Annotated in this window: 17 protein-coding genes; 8 read left to right on the top strand and 9 right to left on the bottom strand. The window is 64.4% G+C overall.

What is annotated here, in order from left to right:
* Positions 1-175: 175 nt before the first annotated feature.
* Complete coding sequence (locus tag BRAD3257_RS22925) at positions 176-583, bottom strand: hypothetical protein (protein WP_122403702.1); 408 nt, start codon at positions 581-583, stop codon at positions 176-178.
* Between the two features lie 215 nt (positions 584-798).
* Here BRAD3257_RS22925 and BRAD3257_RS22920 point away from each other — a divergent pair, with 215 nt between their 5' ends.
* Positions 799-1,134 carry a winged helix-turn-helix domain-containing protein gene (locus tag BRAD3257_RS22920; protein ID WP_122403701.1) on the top strand — a complete coding sequence of 112 codons (336 nt, stop codon included), beginning with the start codon at positions 799-801 and terminating at the stop codon, positions 1,132-1,134.
* 21 nt (positions 1,135-1,155) lie between these two features.
* On the opposite strand, the gene BRAD3257_RS22915 is transcribed toward BRAD3257_RS22920, so the two are convergent.
* On the bottom strand, positions 1,156-2,646 hold the full coding sequence (locus BRAD3257_RS22915) for an MFS transporter (RefSeq protein WP_122403700.1): 1,491 nt from the start codon (positions 2,644-2,646) through the stop codon (positions 1,156-1,158).
* 394 nt (positions 2,647-3,040) lie between these two features.
* On the opposite strand from BRAD3257_RS22915, the gene guaB reads away from it, so the two are divergent.
* The 3 genes from guaB (at position 3,041) to BRAD3257_RS22900 (ending at position 6,292) form a co-directional block, all read left to right on the top strand.
* Positions 3,041-4,534: an IMP dehydrogenase gene (gene guaB, locus BRAD3257_RS22910; protein WP_122403699.1), complete on the top strand. Its 1,494-nt coding sequence runs from the start codon at positions 3,041-3,043 to the stop codon at positions 4,532-4,534.
* Positions 4,535-4,820: 286 nt separating this feature from the next.
* The gene (locus BRAD3257_RS22905; protein ID WP_122403698.1) at positions 4,821-5,843 is read left to right on the top strand and encodes an NADP-dependent oxidoreductase; all 1,023 of its coding nucleotides are present in this window, start codon (positions 4,821-4,823) and stop codon (positions 5,841-5,843) included.
* Positions 5,844-5,995: 152 nt separating this feature from the next.
* Positions 5,996-6,292 (top strand): hypothetical protein, encoded by a 297-nt coding sequence (locus tag BRAD3257_RS22900; RefSeq protein ID WP_122403697.1) that lies wholly within the window; start codon positions 5,996-5,998, stop codon positions 6,290-6,292.
* Between the two features lie 13 nt (positions 6,293-6,305).
* Here the strand turns inward: BRAD3257_RS22900 and BRAD3257_RS22895 are convergent, their stop codons facing one another.
* The 3 genes from BRAD3257_RS22895 to BRAD3257_RS40095 all read right to left on the bottom strand — a co-directional run bounded on the left by BRAD3257_RS22895 (position 6,306) and on the right by BRAD3257_RS40095 (position 8,272).
* On the bottom strand, positions 6,306-7,148 hold the full coding sequence (locus BRAD3257_RS22895) for a metallophosphoesterase family protein (RefSeq protein ID WP_122403696.1): 843 nt from the start codon (positions 7,146-7,148) through the stop codon (positions 6,306-6,308).
* A gap of 105 nt (positions 7,149-7,253) precedes the next feature.
* Positions 7,254-8,120: a tetratricopeptide repeat protein gene (locus BRAD3257_RS22890; protein WP_122403695.1), complete on the bottom strand. Its 867-nt coding sequence runs from the start codon at positions 8,118-8,120 to the stop codon at positions 7,254-7,256.
* 5 nt (positions 8,121-8,125) lie between these two features.
* Complete coding sequence (locus tag BRAD3257_RS40095) at positions 8,126-8,272, bottom strand: hypothetical protein (protein ID WP_162500316.1); 147 nt, start codon at positions 8,270-8,272, stop codon at positions 8,126-8,128.
* Between the two features lie 154 nt (positions 8,273-8,426).
* On the opposite strand from BRAD3257_RS40095, the gene BRAD3257_RS22885 reads away from it, so the two are divergent.
* Complete coding sequence (locus BRAD3257_RS22885) at positions 8,427-8,849, top strand: MAPEG family protein (RefSeq protein ID WP_162500315.1); 423 nt, start codon at positions 8,427-8,429, stop codon at positions 8,847-8,849.
* Between the two features lie 89 nt (positions 8,850-8,938).
* Positions 8,939-10,237 carry an RsmB/NOP family class I SAM-dependent RNA methyltransferase gene (locus tag BRAD3257_RS22880; protein ID WP_122403693.1) on the top strand — a complete coding sequence of 433 codons (1,299 nt, stop codon included), beginning with the start codon at positions 8,939-8,941 and terminating at the stop codon, positions 10,235-10,237.
* Between the two features lie 214 nt (positions 10,238-10,451).
* Here the strand turns inward: BRAD3257_RS22880 and BRAD3257_RS22875 are convergent, their stop codons facing one another.
* Both BRAD3257_RS22875 and BRAD3257_RS22870 read right to left on the bottom strand, forming a co-directional pair.
* The gene (locus BRAD3257_RS22875) at positions 10,452-10,661 is read right to left on the bottom strand and encodes a cold-shock protein (protein ID WP_008141931.1); all 210 of its coding nucleotides are present in this window, start codon (positions 10,659-10,661) and stop codon (positions 10,452-10,454) included.
* Positions 10,662-10,927: 266 nt separating this feature from the next.
* Positions 10,928-11,260 carry a DHCW motif cupin fold protein gene (locus BRAD3257_RS22870; protein WP_122403692.1) on the bottom strand — a complete coding sequence of 111 codons (333 nt, stop codon included), beginning with the start codon at positions 11,258-11,260 and terminating at the stop codon, positions 10,928-10,930.
* Positions 11,261-11,472: 212 nt separating this feature from the next.
* Between BRAD3257_RS22870 and BRAD3257_RS22865 the strand changes: the two genes are divergently transcribed.
* Entirely contained in the window at positions 11,473-12,642 is a 1,170-nt protein-coding gene (locus BRAD3257_RS22865; protein WP_122403691.1) for an IS481 family transposase, read from the top strand.
* A gap of 158 nt (positions 12,643-12,800) precedes the next feature.
* On the opposite strand, the gene BRAD3257_RS22860 is transcribed toward BRAD3257_RS22865, so the two are convergent.
* The gene (locus BRAD3257_RS22860) at positions 12,801-13,172 is read right to left on the bottom strand and encodes a nuclear transport factor 2 family protein (protein WP_122403690.1); all 372 of its coding nucleotides are present in this window, start codon (positions 13,170-13,172) and stop codon (positions 12,801-12,803) included.
* A gap of 147 nt (positions 13,173-13,319) precedes the next feature.
* Here BRAD3257_RS22860 and guaA point away from each other — a divergent pair, with 147 nt between their 5' ends.
* Positions 13,320-14,918 carry a glutamine-hydrolyzing GMP synthase gene (gene guaA / locus BRAD3257_RS22855; RefSeq protein ID WP_122406723.1) on the top strand — a complete coding sequence of 533 codons (1,599 nt, stop codon included), beginning with the start codon at positions 13,320-13,322 and terminating at the stop codon, positions 14,916-14,918.
* A 344-nt stretch (positions 14,919-15,262) separates the two neighbouring features.
* Here guaA and BRAD3257_RS22850 read toward each other — a convergent pair whose 3' ends face one another.
* Positions 15,263-16,099: an ABC transporter substrate-binding protein gene (locus tag BRAD3257_RS22850; RefSeq protein ID WP_122403689.1), complete on the bottom strand. Its 837-nt coding sequence runs from the start codon at positions 16,097-16,099 to the stop codon at positions 15,263-15,265.
* Positions 16,100-16,165: the final 66 nt, after the last annotated feature.

The raw sequence follows: 16,165 nt of genomic DNA, 5'->3' as shown, positions 1-16,165 counted from the left end.
ATGTGTGTGAACGGTGCGGCGATGCCATCGTTCCGATCATGCAGGAGAGTTGCGCGGTTCCGTCTCGGTGCTATCGCGCGTGCGGGACTCCCTTGATCGAAGCATAAAGACATCGACCAAAAATCCACTCTGCAGGCTCAGCGCCTCGCGCCAGCCCTTCTGTTGCGCCGTCGCTTCACCAGTAAGGGCGCCAGCGATGGTAATAGAAGTGCCGCCGCGGGAACGGTCCGCCGTAGTAGGCGAAGGCCGGGCTCACGACACGGCGATAGCGGTAGCCATAGTAGGCCGGGGCGTAACTGGTGCTGTAGTAAGTCCTGGTGTAGCCGCCCCACGGATAGTAACCGCCGTAGTACGCCGGTGCGTAATAGTCGTCATAATAGCCCGGATACCCGTAGTAGCCGTAGCCCGGACCGTAGGCATAAGCGGACGAGGCGAGGCCGCCGATCACGGCACCTGCGAGCAATCCGCCTGCCAGCGCTGGCCCAAAACCGCCGTGCCAGCGGGCTTCCGCCGGCGTCGGTCCCGCCACCGCGCTCACGCCGAGCGCGCCGACGGTTGCCAGGACAAGTGCGGTCTTTTTCATGCGCGTCCCTCCTTCCTTGGTGTTCCGACATCGTGCCAACATTGCCGAAGGGCAAAAGTTGCAAGCGCGCGCCGGCGAGGAACAGGAGTCATGAACATAAACGAGCGTTCATCTCGATGAACGCGCTGATGGGCGCGGCACGCCTGAGACCGCTTGGCCGGGTCTGGTAGGCGGCAGACGCTTGATTTGAGCGCGCCGACCCGCGTGTCCATCACATGGCTGAACCTGGTCCCGAGCACGCCTGCGAGATCGACTGCCGAAGTCTGGTCCGGCGCGAATTGTTTCGTCCTGACGGAAGCATGGTCAACCTGACGGCGGGAGAGCTCAACATCCTCGTCGCGCTCGCGTCCTACATGACGCGGCTCAGCCGCGATTTCCTGCTCGACGTCATCTCGAACCGCGACCCTCGAGAGATCAGCGAGCATACGGTCGACACTCTGATCGTGCGGCTGCGCCGCAAGATGCAGCTCGACGGCACAGCGGCGCCGATCGCGACGGTGCGCGGCGTCGGCTATGCCCTGGTCCCGCTACAGCCGACGGCCTCTTCCTGAGGCGACCGGCCGGCCGGACCTCTATCCGAGCCGCTGATCCCGTACGTCCTGCGTATCCTCGCTCGCCGCCTTGACGGCGGCCTTGGCCGCACCCTTGCCGGCACCCTTGCGGCTCGCGATCTCGACCGCCTTGCGGCCGGAGATCTCGTGGCCGGCGTCAACCGGCATCTGCCAGAAGAACCAGCTCGACGCCGCCGAGGTCAGCGCCACCACGATGAAAGCGGGCGCGAACACGGTGGCGTTGAGCTCGCTGATATGGCTGAACCACATCGTCGTTTCCACGCACGCCGCGCCGACGGCGACGCCTGCGGACACCGCGAGCTGCTGGTTGACGCTGACGAGGGTGGTGGCCCGGCTCATCTGCGCGGTCTCGACGTCGGCATAGGCGACGGTGTTGATCGCGGTGAACTCGAGCGAGCGGAAGAAGCCGCCGACGACCAGGATCACCATGATGATGAGCAGCGGCGTCGTCACCGTGAACAGCGCGCAGACGCCGAGGAAGAACGCGCTGACGATCGCGTTCACCGTCATCAGATTGCGGAAGCCGAAGGCGCGGATGATCCGTGCCGCCAGCGTCTTCATGCCCATGGCCCCGAGCGACGAGGCAAAGGTGACGAGACCGGAATGGAACGGCGACAGGCCGAAGCCGATCTGCATCAGGAGCGGCAGCAGGAACGGCAGCGCGCCGATGCCGAGACGGAACATGAAGCCGCCGAGCACGGCCGCGCGCAGCGTCGGCAGGTTCAGAAGCGAGAAATCCAGCACTGGCGAGCCCGTGCGCCGGGCGTGGAAGACGTAGAGCGTCATCGAGATCGCGCCGCCCGCGATCAGTGCTGCAACGGTGCTCCACGGCAGCAGATTGAGCCCGGCAACCGACAGGCCGAAGGCGATGCCGGCAAGACCCAGCCCAGCGAGCACCATGCCGTAGAGATCGAACGGCTCGCGTTCTTCACTCTTGATCGGATCGATGAAGCGCAGCGCCATGAAGATGCCGAGCAGGCCGATCGGGATGTTGATCAGGAAGATCCAGTGCCAGGACGCGTAGGTCGTGATGAAGCCACCGAGCGGCGGTCCGATCACGGGACCGATCAGGGCCGGGACCGTCACCCAGGCCATGGCGTTGACCAGCGCGCTCTTGTCGACGGAGCGCAGCAGCACGAGGCGTCCGACCGGCGTCATCATCGCGCCGCCCATGCCTTGCAGGATGCGCGCGAATACGAAATCGGTGACCGAGGTCGAGAGCGCGCAGCCGACCGAGCCGACCATGAACACGCCGACCGCGATCGCAAAAACCATCCGCGCGCCGAAGCGGTCGGCGGTCCAGCCGCTCGCCGGGATGAACACCGCGAGCGACAGCAGGTAAGACGTGATTGCGAGCTTCAGCGTCAGCGGGCTGGTTCCGATGTCGGCCGCGATCGCCGGCAGCGAGGTGGCGATCACCGTGGAATCCATGTTCTCCATGAAGAGCGCAGTGGCCACGATCAGCGGAATCACGCGTTGCTTGTCGACCATGATGGATTGGCAATGAAATTCGGAAGGAAGGGCGGAGTTGCGGCTTATCACCGCCGTCCGCCGCGGACCATTGCGGATCGACGCATGCCACCTAGATCCTGCGTAACGACGGTGTGACCCGCTTCGCCGTCATTCCGAGGCGCGCCCACTTCGCGTGAACCCGGAATGACGGCGGGTGGGCCGCGCAGGGGCTGTCCCTGCCCGAATTGGCCCAAAAAAGCCTGTGCATGGCTGGCCAGCGGCCCGAATTGCTTTGATTCGTCACGCGGCCGTGCTATCGACCCGCGTCAACCCCACTGATGGGCTCCGATTCTCAAGGCGTTGCCGCAAGGGACGCCGAGGGCGGCGCTCATCCATTAGCATTTGCGGCAAAGCCGCAGGAAGGAGTTGGCAGATGGCCACGGTGCAACTTCAGGGCATCCGCGAAGCCTTTACGTTCGACGACGTGCTGTTGAAGCCGGGCCTGTCGGACGTCATGCCGGGCGAGGTCGACATCCGCTCCCGCGTCACCCGGGCCATCCCGCTCAACATCCCGATCATGGCCTCGGCCATGGACACCGTCACCGAGGCCCGCATGGCGATCGCCATGGCGCAGGCCGGCGGCCTCGGCGTCATCCACCGCAATTTCGATCCCGAAGGGCAGGCTGCCCAGGTGCGGCAGGTCAAGCGCTACGAGTCCGGCATGGTGGTCAACCCGCTCACCATCAGCCCCGAGGCCACGCTCGACGATGCGCTCAAGCTGATGAGCGATCACGGCATCTCCGGCATTCCCGTCGTCACGGGCGCCGGCAAGAACACGCCCGGCAAGCTGGTCGGCATCCTCACCAACCGTGACGTGCGCTTTGCGACCAATCGCCAGCAAAAGATCTCCGAACTGATGACGCACGAAAACCTCGTCACGGTCCGCGAGAATGTCAGCCAGGACGAGGCGCGGCGGATGCTGCACCAGCATCGCATCGAGAAGCTGGTCGTCGTCGACGAGCAATATCGCTGCGTCGGCCTCATCACCGTCAAGGACATGGAGAAGGCGGTCGCCCATCCGCTCGCCTGCAAGGACGCGCAAGGGCGCCTGCGCGTCGCCGCGGCCACCACCGTCGGCGATAACGGCTTCGAGCGCACCGAGCGGCTGATCGATGCCGGCGTCGACCTCGTCGTCGTCGACACCGCGCACGGCCATTCGCGTCACGTGCTGCACGCGGTGAACCGCATCAAGCGTCTGTCCAACTCGGTGCAGGTCGTCGCCGGCAACGTCGCCACCACGGAAGGCGCGCAGGCGCTGATCGACGCCGGCGCGGATTGCATCAAGGTCGGCATCGGCCCGGGCTCGATCTGCACCACGCGCATCGTCGCCGGCGTCGGCGTTCCCCAGCTCACCGCGATCATGGATGCGGTGGAAGCGGCGAAGAAGTCCGACATCCCCGTCATCGCCGACGGCGGCATCAAGTACTCCGGCGATCTCGCCAAGGCGCTCGCCGCCGGCGCCGACATTGCGATGGTCGGTTCGCTGCTCGCCGGCACCGACGAGACGCCCGGCGAGGTGTTTTTGTGGCAGGGCCGTTCCTACAAGGCCTATCGCGGCATGGGCTCGGTCGGCGCAATGGCGCGGGGATCTGCCGACCGCTACTTCCAGCAGGACATCAAGGACACGCTCAAGCTGGTGCCCGAAGGCATCGAGGGTCAGGTGCCCTACAAGGGCCCGGTCGGCAACGTCATGCACCAGCTCGCCGGCGGCTTACGCGCCGCGATGGGCTATGTCGGCGCACGCGACATGAAGGAGCTGCACGACAAGGCCCAGTTCGTCCGCATCACCGGCGCGGGCCTGCGCGAAAGCCACGTCCACGACGTGACGATCACGCGCGAGAGCCCGAACTATCCGGGCGGGGGTTAGTTACTCCACCCACCGCTGTCATGCCCCGGCTTGATCGGGGCATCCAGTACGCCGCGGCTTTTCGGCTCAATAACGACCGTCTCTGGAATACTGGATCGCCCGATCGAGTCGGGCGATGACAGTGAGCTTGTGGCTGCTGCGTGCCACAAGCTCGTCATTGCGAGGAGCTCGCGACAAAATTGCGTAGCAATTTTGCGCGGATGCGACGAAGCAATCCGGCCCTTTTGGTATTGACGCGGCTGTATTGCTTCGCTTCGCTCGCAACCAGAGAAAAGTGGAGGAAGCCATGTCCCAAGGCAAACGCATCGTTCTCGCCGCGCGTCCCGTCGGCGAACCCAAGCCGTCTGATTTTGGCCTGGAGGAATTCGCTGTTCCGGCACCAGGGGCCGGCGAAGTCCTGCTGCGCACGATCTGGCTGTCGCTCGACCCCTATATGCGCGGGCGCATGAGCGAGGGGCCGTCCTACGCAGCGCCGGTGCCGATCGGCGGGGTGATGGAAGGCGAGGCGGTCAGCGAGGTCGCAGCCTCCAACAATCCCGATTTCGCGGTCGGCGACATCGTGCGCATCCGCTCGGGCTGGCAGACGCACGCAATCTCGAACGGCAAGGGCCTGATCAAGGTCGATCCGAAGCTCGGCCCGATCTCGACCTCCATCGGCGTGCTCGGCATGCCCGGCATGACCGCGTACACAGGCCTGCTCGACATCGGCAAGCCGCAACCGGGCGAGACCGTCGTCGTTGCCGGTGCCTCAGGTGCGGTCGGCTCGGCCGTCGGCCAGATCGCCAAGATCAAGGGCGCACGCGCGGTCGGCATCGCCGGCGGCAAGCAGAAGTGCGACTACGTGGTCAAGGAGCTCGGCTTCGATGCCTGCATCGATCACCGCGATCCCGACCTCGCGGCCAGGCTCAAGGAAGCCTGTCCGAAAGGCATCGACGTCTATTTCGAGAATGTCGGCGGCGCCGTGTTCGAGGCGGTGTTCCCGCAGCTCAATCCATTCGCTCGCGTGCCGGTCTGCGGCCTGATCGCCCACTACAACGACACCGAGGCCAAGCCGCCGAAATGGGCCGGTGCGATGATGCGCAACATCCTCACCAAGCGGCTGACCTTCCGCGGCTTCATCGTGTCCGATTTCGCCGCCCGCCACGGCGATTTCCTGCGCGACATGTCGGGCTGGGTCCGCGACGGCAAGGTCAAGTACAAGGAGTTCGTCACCGAAGGCCTGGAAAGCGCCCCCGCCGCCTTCATGGGCCTGCTGAAGGGTGCCAATTTCGGCAAGCAGCTGGTTCGGGTTGGTCCCGACAAGGCCTGATCTGGCCGCATCCAGCCCCGGTCGGGGCGGTGGATGGTTAAGAAAGAGTCACTAATCGGTCACACCAGCCCGCAAAAGCCGCAGGTGTGACCGCCGGTTCATTGACGGGCCGGCGAAAGCATTGAAGCATCGCGCATATTTTGGGTGTTGCGATGTTAGAGATTGGTATTTTCTGCGTAATCGTCCTGGCCGCCGGCTATTGGGTGGCGATGTTCATCATGGGCCGCCGCGATGACGTCATCCATGGCAAGTTCGTCCACGCCGAGGACGAAGGCGAGTTTGCCGCCTCGATGCCGGCACCACCGCCGCCGTTTCCGAAGCGTCCGGTCAAGGCCGCGCAAATTGGCGGGCAGCCACCTGCCAATGATCCCGCGGCGAAGCCGGTGAACAGCGAAGCGCTGCAATCCTTGCTCGCCGCGATCCAGCAGGATCTCAAGAGCGTCGCCTGAGCAGCTGTGCGCGTTAATGCTCGCCGCCCATCTGGGCGAAGAGCTCCTCGATATCGACATCGACCTGGCCCGCCGCGCGGATGTGACGGACCTCGAGACTGTCGGGCTGAAAGCGGTATTCGACCAGCCCGACTTCCTTTATCGCGATCCGGTCCTGGCGCTTATCGTTGATGACGAAGCCGGTCGACGGCGCCCAGACGTGGCGGGTGTGGCGCCAGGTGAAGTCACGCCGTTGGTGCACGTGACCGCTGGCGATGAGGCGCAGGTCGACCTGCGTGAACATCTCGATCAGCCGCGCCCGCGCCGGCTGAGGCACGTAGCGGATCGAGGTCTCCGGCGTCTCGGGATCGTCGGGCAGGTTGAGAAACAGCGGCTTGTGCAGGAACAGCGCGACTGGCCTGCCGTTCGTGCACGCAATCTCGGAGGCGAGCCAGTCGAACTGCTCGGCCTCGAAGGCGAGCCCTGAATTCATGACGAGTGAATTGAGGCCGATGAAGCACCAGCCGGCGGCCTCGAACGACCAATGGTCTTCGCCAATGATGTCGCAGAACCGCCGGCGGTGCGCCTCGCTGACCGGCGGCTTTGGCGCCGGCCCGACCGCGGTTGGATTGTCGCCGATGTCGTGATTGCCGGGGAGATAGCGGCAGGTGACGGGCAGGGCGTCGTGCAGGGCTTTCGCGAATTCGACGTCGTTGCGGCTCGTCGGCCCGTCGAACGAGACGTCGCCGGTGTTGACGACGAGATCGGGCCTGCCGGCGTCGATGTGCTCGCTGATGCGGTGGAAGTTGGCGATCAGGCCGGGAAAGCGCCGGCCGAGATGCGTGTCGGAAATCTGGGTCAGGCGAAATTCGGGCATGCAATCATCCTACCCGTTATCGCACGTCGGAACGATGACGACGCCGGCATGGACCGCAACGAACAAAGTTTAAAGCACGCGCCGGCCGCCCCTCGCCGGGAACGGCTATCCGCCGTCAAAGCAAATCCGCCCGACGGACTTTCCGTCGCGATTCTTGATACCGAACGGACAGCGCAGGCGCTCCAGCGCCTTGCCCGCATCTTCGTTGCCGAGCGCGGCAGCTCGCTTGTAATAGGCGATCGCGGCCTGGGTATCCTTCTCGCCGGCACGGCCGGCTTCGGCATAGGCGCCTAACCGCTCCAGCGCATCGGCATGATCGAGAGCGGCGGCCTTCTCGAACAGCGCCTTGGCCGCGACGTCGTCTTTCGGGCCACCATCGCCGTCTTGGGTCATCAATCCCAGCTGGTACATGGCCTCGCTGGAATTCACCTCAATGGCCTTGGCGTACCATTTGCGCGCCATGGCGAAATCAGCCTTCGCGCCGGCGCCGGCGCCATAGAGCGAAGCCAGGTTGGTCATGCCATCGACATCACCGGCATTTGCCGCCTTCTCGATCAGCATCCGTCCTTCCGTGACGTTTTTCTTCAGGCCGTTGCCGTTGATCAGGAGTACACCGAGCCCGGTCATCGCCGCGGCGCTGCCGGCATCTGCCGCCTTGCGATAGGCATTTGCGGCCTCGGCCGGCTGCCGGGCGAACTCGTAGGCGCGGCCGAGCTCCATCCAGATGCGGCGCGGGACATCGGGAGCGGCGGCAGCGGCCTTGCAGGCCTTCAGCGCGGCGGGGACATCGGCGCCGGCGATATCGAGAACGCCCGTCACATCGGCAGGCTTGTCCAGATCGGTGGGATGCGCGGCGAGCCGGTCGCAGGTGGCGATGTCGGCCGACGCGGCGAGGGCGTGCATCCGCAGCGCGGGGCAAAGCAAGGTGGCGAGCGTAAGCGCGGCTGCCGCGCAGGATCTGATGCGGAGCATTGCGGTCACAGCACGCGGTAGCGGATCATGTAGGCACCCTGCGGGGCGAGCGGGGAGGCGATGCGATCGACGAGGATAGCTGACAGCGCCGACATCAGGATGCCGAGTTGGCCGCCAGCGGATTCGGTGAAGAGGCCGGTCCAGGTGTTCATGGCGCTATCTCGCCTCGGGCCCAAGGGCCGAAATTGCTTCAACGATCGATGCTTGGTCGCAAGAGCGGGAACGCCGGTTCAAGTCGTTCATTGTCAGCGCCAAAAGTCGGGGCTAATGACGGTCGGCGGCATTTTGCCCCCCGGGAAAGTTCCGATGTCCGTTCAAATGGTTTTGCTGCCGGTCTTCGTGCAGGTCGCTCTCACCTTCGCGCTTCTGATCGGCATGGTCTTGGCGCGGCGCAAGACCCTGGTCTCGGGCGAGACCAAAATCCGCGACATTGCGCTGGGCGAGCCGAACTGGCCGAAGGGCGTCACTCAAATCGCCAATTGCTACCGCAACCAGTTCGAGCTGCCGATGCTGTTCTACGTCCTGATCGCGCTGGCATTGCCCCTGCGCCGCGCCGATCTCTTCATCGTGCTGATGTCCTGGGTGTTCGTGGTGACGCGCTTTGCCCATGCCGGCGTGTTCGTCTCCTCCAACGATCTCGGCCGCCGCTCCACGATCTGGCTCGCCGGCGTGCTCGTGCTGCTCGCGATGTGGATCTACTTCGCGCTGAAGCTTTTGCTGCTGATCTGATCGCGCATGATCCGGATCCGAAGGGCCGCGTTCGCGCAAAGTGGATGCCGGTTTTCCGATAAGATCATGCGCAAAACTGAAAGATTCAAATGACCCCCGCTGCCCGGCTGTCCGCAGCCATCGAACTGATCGACATCATCGAGAAGGACCGCGTGCCGGCGGCCAAGGCGCTGAAGGAGTGGGGCACCGCGCACCGCTTCGCCGGTTCCGGCGACCGCGCCGCCATTGCCGGCCTTGTCTGGGACGTGCTGCGCCGCTACGCCTCGAGCGCCTACCTGATGGGTTCCGATACCGCGCGGGCGCGGCTGATCGGCATGCTCCGGCTCGAGCGCGGCATGGACACCGCCACCATGGCCGCGCTGTTCGACGGCAGCCGGTTTGCGCCGGTGCCGCTGACCGAGGCCGAGCAGGCCGCGCTCGCCTCGCACTCGCTCGCGGATGCCCCGGCCGCGGTCGCCGGGGACTATCCCGAATGGCTCGATCCGCATCTTGCAAAAGTGTTCGGCGATGACCGCGCCGCAGAGGCCGCAGCGATGGCGAGCCGGGCTCCGCTCGATCTGCGCGTCAACACGTTAAAATCCAATCGCGACAAGGTGCTGCGCGCGCTTGCTCATCTTCATGCGGAACCGACGCCGTGGTCGGCAACGGGCCTGCGCATCGAGCTTTCGGCCGATGCGCGCAACCCGGGCATCCAGGCGGAAGAGGATTTCATCAAGGGCGCCATTGAGGTGCAGGATGAGGGATCGCAGCTTGCGGCCCAGTTCACCGCGGCAAAACCCGGCGAGCAGGTGATCGATCTCTGCGCCGGCGCGGGCGGCAAGACGCTGGCGCTCGCCGCCCTGATGCAAGGCAAGGGCCGGCTGATCGCGACCGACCGCGACAAGCGCCAGCTTGCCCCGATCCACGAGCGCCTGTCGCGCGCCGGCGTCCACAATGCCGACGTGCGCACCCCCAAGGGCGAGGCCGATCCGCTCCAAGACATCCGCGCCTCGGCCGATCTCATCGTGATCGATGCGCCCTGCACTGGAACCGGAACCTGGCGCCGCAACCCCGACGCCAAATGGCGCATGCGCCCGGGCGCGCTGGAGATCCGCCTGCGCGACCAGGCCGAAGTGCTGGACCGTGCGGTGCCGCTGGTGAGGGCGGGTGGTCGCATCGCCTACATCACCTGCTCGGTGCTGGCGGAGGAGAACGGGGAGCAGGTGAGGGCCTTCGTCGGCCGCCATTCCGAGTTCGCGGTCGTCCCGCCCGAGCAGACCGCGGGCGTGCTCTGGGACAAGGCCGAAGCCTTTGGCGAGGCCGCGCTGCAGTCACCCGAGGGCTGGCTGATGACGCCGCGGCGGACCGGAACCGACGGGTTTTTCGTTTCGGTGCTGAAGAAGACGTAGTTCTCGTAGTAAAGCGAAGCGTGCCCTACGTCTTTATCAGATGTTGAGCGGTGGTGGGCACGGCGCGCGAAGGGCGCGCCTTTGCCCGACAGCACCGATGATCGACGTTGTCATTGCGGATTCAAACAAAAGCCCCGCAGACCGATCCCGGTCGCGGGGCTTTCGAGTTCCAACGTTCTGCCGGTACCTCCGTGGTCAGAACGCTGCGCCGGCGTTAGCCGACGCGGAGATTGTCAGCCGACGACTTGCCGCTGCGGCGGTCGGCGACGATGTCGAACGAGACCTTCTGACCCTCGTTGAGGGAGGAGAGGCCAGCGCGCTCGACGGCGCTGATGTGAACGAACACGTCCTTCTGGCCGTCATCCGGCTGGATGAAACCATAACCCTTTTGGGTGTTGAACCACTTCACGGTGCCCATAGCCATGGGAATTTCCTTTAGTTAGTTAGGTTGAGTACGCACGCAGACCGGTACGCAGCGTTGCGCCCATAGTCCTGATGAGTCGATGTTTGGAGAATTCATCTGAAGCGTGCGCGCCCGTCAGCAACGAAGCGAAGCGGCCCAGTCGTTCGGCCAAGTATCGATGATCACAATATAGCGAGAATTTGGGGCCACTTCAAGGCACCACCCGTGGCCCGCAACGTCGCGCGACTTTGCTATTTTGCGGTGCAAATTAGCCCCGCTCTCGCGTCTCAGTCGACGATAAAGAGCGTCGCCCCCACAGCCGTCGAGGACCGGTGCGCGGCGTCGCCGAAATCCGACACCTGGTAGCTCATCCCCGCCGTGAGCTTGAATTTGCGCCCGTCGCGCAGCTCGCTGTCGAGCTCGCCCTTGAGCACGTAGAGCACGTGGCCGCGATCGCACCAATGATCGGCCAGATAGCCCGGCGAGTACTCCACCATCCGCACCCGCAAGTCGCCGATATCGAGAGTGCGCCACAGCGCCTGCCCGGTCTCGCCGGGATGAACGGTTGGTTCAACCTTGCTCCAGTCGGTGACGGTGAAAGGGGATGTGGGGAGTTTCATGGGGGAATCCTGTCTCAGAGCCGGCGGGCGCAGTGTTAGCGCACGCTCGCGCCGCAGTCTCCGTTCGCAATGACGCTTGCGGCACGCTAGCGCCTCCCGCTCGGTGTCATCGCCCGGCTTGATGTTCAGCCCGGGGACATGACCGACGGGTGTTCGGGGACATAGCCGACACATCATAGTGCAGGGATTTGGCAGTAAAGGAGGCCAAGTCCATGCCCTGGCGAGAGGTGTCGGTGATGGATCAGCGGCGGGAGTTCGTGCGGCTTGCGATGCAGGAGGGAGCGAACCGGCGGGAGCTCTGCCGGCGGTTCAATATCCATCCCGACACGGGCTACAAATGGCTTGCACGATGGCAAGCGGATCAGAATGTCGACGACCGCTCGCGCCGACCGCATGCGAGCCCGGGACAGACCGATTGCGAGCTTGAGGCACGTATTCTCGCGGTACGCGATGCCCATCCGGCATGGGGAGCTCGCAAGATAGCTCACTGCCTGGAGCGCAATGGCTTGCGTTCGCCAGCAGTCTCAACAGTTCATCAGATCTTGCGTCGGTCTGGCCGCATCAAGCCTCCGATCGGCGGGCCGACGGCAAGCCAGCGTTTCGAGATGCCGGCTCCCAATCTGTTGTGGCAGATGGACTTCAAAGGCTGGGTTCGGCTCGGCAATGATACCCAGTGCCATCCTCTGACGGTGGTGGATGACCACTCCCGCTATGATCTGTGCCTGCAGGCCTGTGCCGATCAACGCACAGAAACCGTGCGCAGCCGCTTGGAGAAGACCTTTCGCCACTACGGGCTCCCGGAGGCTTTCTTCGTCGACAATGGTTCGCCCTGGGGTGATCCTTCCGGCGAGCGATGGACACGGTTCTCGGTGTGGCTGCTCAAGCTTGGCGTCGCCGTCATCCACAGCCGCCCATATCACCCGCAAAGCCGCGGCAAGAATGAACGAGTCCACCGCACCCTCGCGGCTGAGGTGTTCGCACTGCGACAGTTCCGCGATCTCGCAGAGACGCAGCGTGCCTTCGACGCCTGGCGGGAAGTCTACAACTTCGAACGGCCACACGAGGCGCTCGGACAACAGGTCCCGGCCAGTCGATATCGGCCCAGCCAGCGACCAATGCCCGATCGATTGCCACAGGTCGAATACGACAGCCATGAGATCGTGCGCCGCGTCTCCACGACCAAAGCCTATGTCAGCTTCAAGGGACGTCTTTGGAAAGTGCCACAGGCCTTCCGTGGCGAGCGCCTCGCCATCCGCCCCTCGGCAAACGATGCGCAATACGGGATCTTCTTTGCCGCCCACCAAGTCGCTATCATCGACTTGGCGAGCGGAGAATGTGTCGGCTATGTCCCCGAACACCCGTCGGTCATGTCCCCGGGCTGAACACTTGACCGGGCGATCCAGTACTCCGAGACGTCGGTAGCCTATCGAGAAGCCGCGGCGTACTGGATTCCCCGCTTTCGCGGGGAATGACAGCGTTGGGTGGGCCGGCGTCGTCCGCACACGCCAAGCGCGCTGCTGCGATGGCCCGCGCGCCAGCGTCAATGCGCCAAATGGTTCGCCGAGCCCTGCACGATCAGCCCCGCCTCGTTCACCCGCAGATATTCGCAGATCTTCTTGCCCCGCTCGTTCTCGTAGAACACCACGACACTGTCGGGGCTGACGAACAGATCGATCAGCGAAAAGTGCAGCTCCGGCAGCAGCCCCAGCGCCTTGCCCCAATAGGCGCGAAGCGCATCCTTGCCGCGCACGGTGCCGCTGGCATCGAACCCAAGCGCCGGAATGCGGTCCGAGGTCATCACGGCCGCCTCGTCGTAGAGCGTGAGCACGCGCTCGAGATCGCGCGCGTTCCAGGCCTCGACCCAGGTCCGGCCGAGCGCGGCGAGCGTTGATGGCTGATGATGCTGTGACATGGCATTCTCCCTGACCGCCCCTGTTTGCGAGTGGGGCATAATAGGTCAACAATACTTACCTATATTCGTTTGTCCATGCCCAAAGAAGCATGTGGGCGCGCCGCCAGCGCGGTTGCGGCCCGCCCGCTGCCAGCGTATCTGCTGGCCATGACAGCAGCACAGAACGACCGCTCCGCGTCGACGTCCTCGGTGGCCTCGGCGCATGACAAGATTCTCATCGTCGACTTCGGCAGCCAGGTGACGCAGTTGATCGCGCGTCGCGTCCGCGAGGACGGCGTCTATTGCGAGATCGTCCCGTTCAACAAGGCCGAAGCCGCCTTCGACGAAATGAAGCCGAAGGCGGTGATCCTCTCCGGCGGCCCGGAATCGGTGCACGAGGCCGGCTCGCCCCGCGCCCCGCAATTGATCTTCGATTCCGGCGTGCCCGTCATGGGCATCTGCTACGGCCAGATGACCATGGCCGCCCAGTTAGGGGGCGAGGTCGAGGGCGGCCATCACCGCGAGTTCGGCCGCGCCGATGTCGAGGTCAAGGCCGACAGCCAGCTGTTTGCGGACGTCTGGTCGTCGGGCAGCAAGAACCAGGTCTGGATGAGCCATGGCGACCGCATCACCAAGATGCCGCCGGGCTTCTCCGTCGCCGGCACCTCGCCGAACGCGCCGTTCGCGATCATCCAGGACGAGAAGCGCAAATATTACGGCCTGATGTTCCACCCCGAAGTGGTGCACACGCCCGACGGCGCCAAGCTCATCCGCAACTTCGTGCGCAAGATCGCCGGTCTCACCGGCGACTGGACCATGCGCGCCTTCCGCGAGGAGGAGATCGCCAAGATCCGCGCGCAGGTCGGCAAGGGCAGGGTGATCTGCGGCCTCTCCGGCGGGGTCGATTCAGCCGTGGCGGCCGTGCTGATCCATGAGGCCATTGGCGACCAGCTCACCTGCGTCTTCGTCGATCACGGCCTGATGCGCCTCAACGAGGCCGAGCAGGTCGTCGACCTCTTCCGCCATCACTACAACATCCCGCTCGTGCACGTGGATGCCTCCAAGCAGTTCCTCGGCGAGTTAGAGGGCGTCACCGACCCCGAAGCCAAGCGCAAGACCATCGGTCGTCTCTTCATCGAGGTGTTCGAGGCTGAGGCCAAGAAGATCGGCGGCGCCGACTTCCTGGCGCAAGGCACGCTTTATCCTGACGTGATCGAGAGCGTCTCCTTCACCGGCGGCCCCTCGGTGACGATCAAGTCGCACCACAATGTCGGCGGTCTGCCCGAGCGCATGAACATGAAGCTCGTCGAGCCCTTGCGCGAGCTGTTCAAGGACGAGGTGCGCAAGCTCGGGCGCGAGCTCGGCCTGCCCGAAATCTTCGTCGGCCGCCACCCGTTCCCGGGCCCGGGCCTTGCCATCCGCTGCCCCGGCGAGATCACCCGCGACAAGCTCGACATCCTGCGCAAGGCGGACGCCGTCTACATCGACCAGATCCGGAAAGCAGGCCTCTACGACGAGATCTGGCAGGCCTTTGCCGTGCTGCTCCCGGTGAAGACGGTGGGCGTCATGGGCGACGGCCGCACCTATGATTATGTGGTTGGCCTGCGCGCCGTCACCTCAACCGACGGCATGACCGCGGACTTCTACCAGTTCGACATGAAGTTCTTAGGCGAGACCGCCACGCGCATCATCAACGAGGTGAAGGGCGTGAACCGGGTGGTGTACGACGTGACCAGCAAGCCGCCAGGGACGATCGAGTGGGAATAATTCAGGCCCGTCCGGGACTATCTCGTTCTATCCAATTGCACGAATTAACAGACTGATTTTACGATCGAATTCGTCTGCGGCCTCTGAACCTTGCGCTCTCATCCGGCGGTTCGCCGATGTTCACTACGCGGCCCAAGAAGTTGCTCGTGCATACCGCTTGAGCGACTGCCGAGCCTTGCGTCGCTTAGACCATATTTGAACGCGTGGTGGGCCTTATGGACCGCACCGGCTTTCGACGTCATCAAATTTGCTAAGAAGTTCACTTCTCGTTCTCGCTCGCCTCTGCTGCACGCGCGTAGCCCCATGCGACAGCATTCATGGTATGACTGCGACATGGTGTACGATCAGTTCGTCGGCCCGTCCCCACGGATTGCAAACGTCGTCGCCTTCAGCTTGGTCATGCCGAACTTGTCGAACAGCTTGTCATAGGTGCCGTCGGCGCGGATCGCCGTCATCGCGTCGGCAACGGCCTGGGCCAGCAGCTTGTCGCGGAAGGCAAACGTAATGTCTGTGCCAGCGATGTCGCGGACCCAGATCTTTGCGATGCCCTTCTGCTCGAGCGAGTTGGCGGTCTCGTTGATGTTGAGCGCGGCCTCGAGCTGCCCGGCGCGCAGCGCCGCCGAGGTGGCGGTGACGGTGGTGAAGGTGCGCAGCTCGATCGGCTTGAGGCCCTTGGCCTCCATCGCGGTGTTGAACTCGCGCGCCTTGCGCTCGGTGTAGGTTGCCGATTCTACGCCGACGACGCGGCCGGCGAGGTCCTCGAACTTCTCCAGCTTGAGGCTGGAGGAGGGGTCGGTGTAAATGCTGATCGCCTGCTGCGCATAAGGCACGAGGTAGAGCATCTTCGAGCGCTCCTCGGTCCAGAACAGGCCGGTGTTGATGGCATCGAACCGGCCCGAGCGCAGCGCCGGGATCATCGGCGGGAAGTCCATGCGCAGGAACACCGGCTCGACGCAGATGCGCTTGGCGATCTCGCGGGCGAGCTCGACATTGAGGCCCTGCAACTCACCCTTGTCGTCGACGAATTGCTGCGGCGGCAGCGTCGGGTTGATCGACATCTGCCATTTCGGCGCCTCGATCAGGCTCGACGCCGGCACCTTCGGCGTGCAGGTCTGGGCACCGGCGGCCTGTGTCAGGCCGACCAGAAGGACGATGGCGGAGAAGGTTTTTGGAAATCGCATCTGAATACTCCGATCAAATCGTGGGTGGCAGAGGAGCCGTTCTCCGGTCCGAAGTCTTCTTCATTG

The organism is Bradyrhizobium vignae (assembly GCF_900324035.1).
In the GTDB taxonomy this organism is placed as follows: domain Bacteria; phylum Pseudomonadota; class Alphaproteobacteria; order Rhizobiales; family Xanthobacteraceae; genus Bradyrhizobium; species Bradyrhizobium vignae.
The sequence above is the reverse complement of the archived record's forward strand: the minus strand, read 5'-3'. Positions and strand labels throughout refer to the sequence as shown.

Bases quoted from the DNA above. Each gene is read 5' to 3' on its own strand.
- BRAD3257_RS22915 (WP_122403700.1), bottom strand. From the start codon at position 2,646: ATGGTCGACAAGCAACGCGTGATTCCGCTGATCGTGGCCACTGCGCTC.
- guaB (WP_122403699.1), top strand. From the start codon at position 3,041: ATGGCCACGGTGCAACTTCAGGGCATCCGCGAAGCCTTTACGTTCGAC.
- BRAD3257_RS22850 (WP_122403689.1), bottom strand. From the start codon at position 16,099: ATGCGATTTCCAAAAACCTTCTCCGCCATCGTCCTTCTGGTCGGCCTG.
- BRAD3257_RS22860 (WP_122403690.1), bottom strand. From the start codon at position 13,172: ATGTCACAGCATCATCAGCCATCAACGCTCGCCGCGCTCGGCCGGACC.
- guaA (WP_122406723.1), top strand. From the start codon at position 13,320: ATGACAGCAGCACAGAACGACCGCTCCGCGTCGACGTCCTCGGTGGCC.
- BRAD3257_RS22900 (WP_122403697.1), top strand. From the start codon at position 5,996: ATGTTAGAGATTGGTATTTTCTGCGTAATCGTCCTGGCCGCCGGCTAT.
- BRAD3257_RS22905 (WP_122403698.1), top strand. From the start codon at position 4,821: ATGTCCCAAGGCAAACGCATCGTTCTCGCCGCGCGTCCCGTCGGCGAA.
- BRAD3257_RS22890 (WP_122403695.1), bottom strand. From the start codon at position 8,120: ATGCTCCGCATCAGATCCTGCGCGGCAGCCGCGCTTACGCTCGCCACC.
- BRAD3257_RS22880 (WP_122403693.1), top strand. From the start codon at position 8,939: ATGACCCCCGCTGCCCGGCTGTCCGCAGCCATCGAACTGATCGACATC.
- BRAD3257_RS22875 (WP_008141931.1), bottom strand. From the start codon at position 10,661: ATGGCTATGGGCACCGTGAAGTGGTTCAACACCCAAAAGGGTTATGGT.
- BRAD3257_RS22865 (WP_122403691.1), top strand. From the start codon at position 11,473: ATGCCCTGGCGAGAGGTGTCGGTGATGGATCAGCGGCGGGAGTTCGTG.
- BRAD3257_RS22870 (WP_122403692.1), bottom strand. From the start codon at position 11,260: ATGAAACTCCCCACATCCCCTTTCACCGTCACCGACTGGAGCAAGGTT.
- BRAD3257_RS40095 (WP_162500316.1), bottom strand. From the start codon at position 8,272: ATGAACACCTGGACCGGCCTCTTCACCGAATCCGCTGGCGGCCAACTC.
- BRAD3257_RS22885 (WP_162500315.1), top strand. From the start codon at position 8,427: ATGTCCGTTCAAATGGTTTTGCTGCCGGTCTTCGTGCAGGTCGCTCTC.
- BRAD3257_RS22920 (WP_122403701.1), top strand. From the start codon at position 799: ATGGCTGAACCTGGTCCCGAGCACGCCTGCGAGATCGACTGCCGAAGT.
- BRAD3257_RS22895 (WP_122403696.1), bottom strand. From the start codon at position 7,148: ATGCCCGAATTTCGCCTGACCCAGATTTCCGACACGCATCTCGGCCGG.
- BRAD3257_RS22925 (WP_122403702.1), bottom strand. From the start codon at position 583: ATGAAAAAGACCGCACTTGTCCTGGCAACCGTCGGCGCGCTCGGCGTG.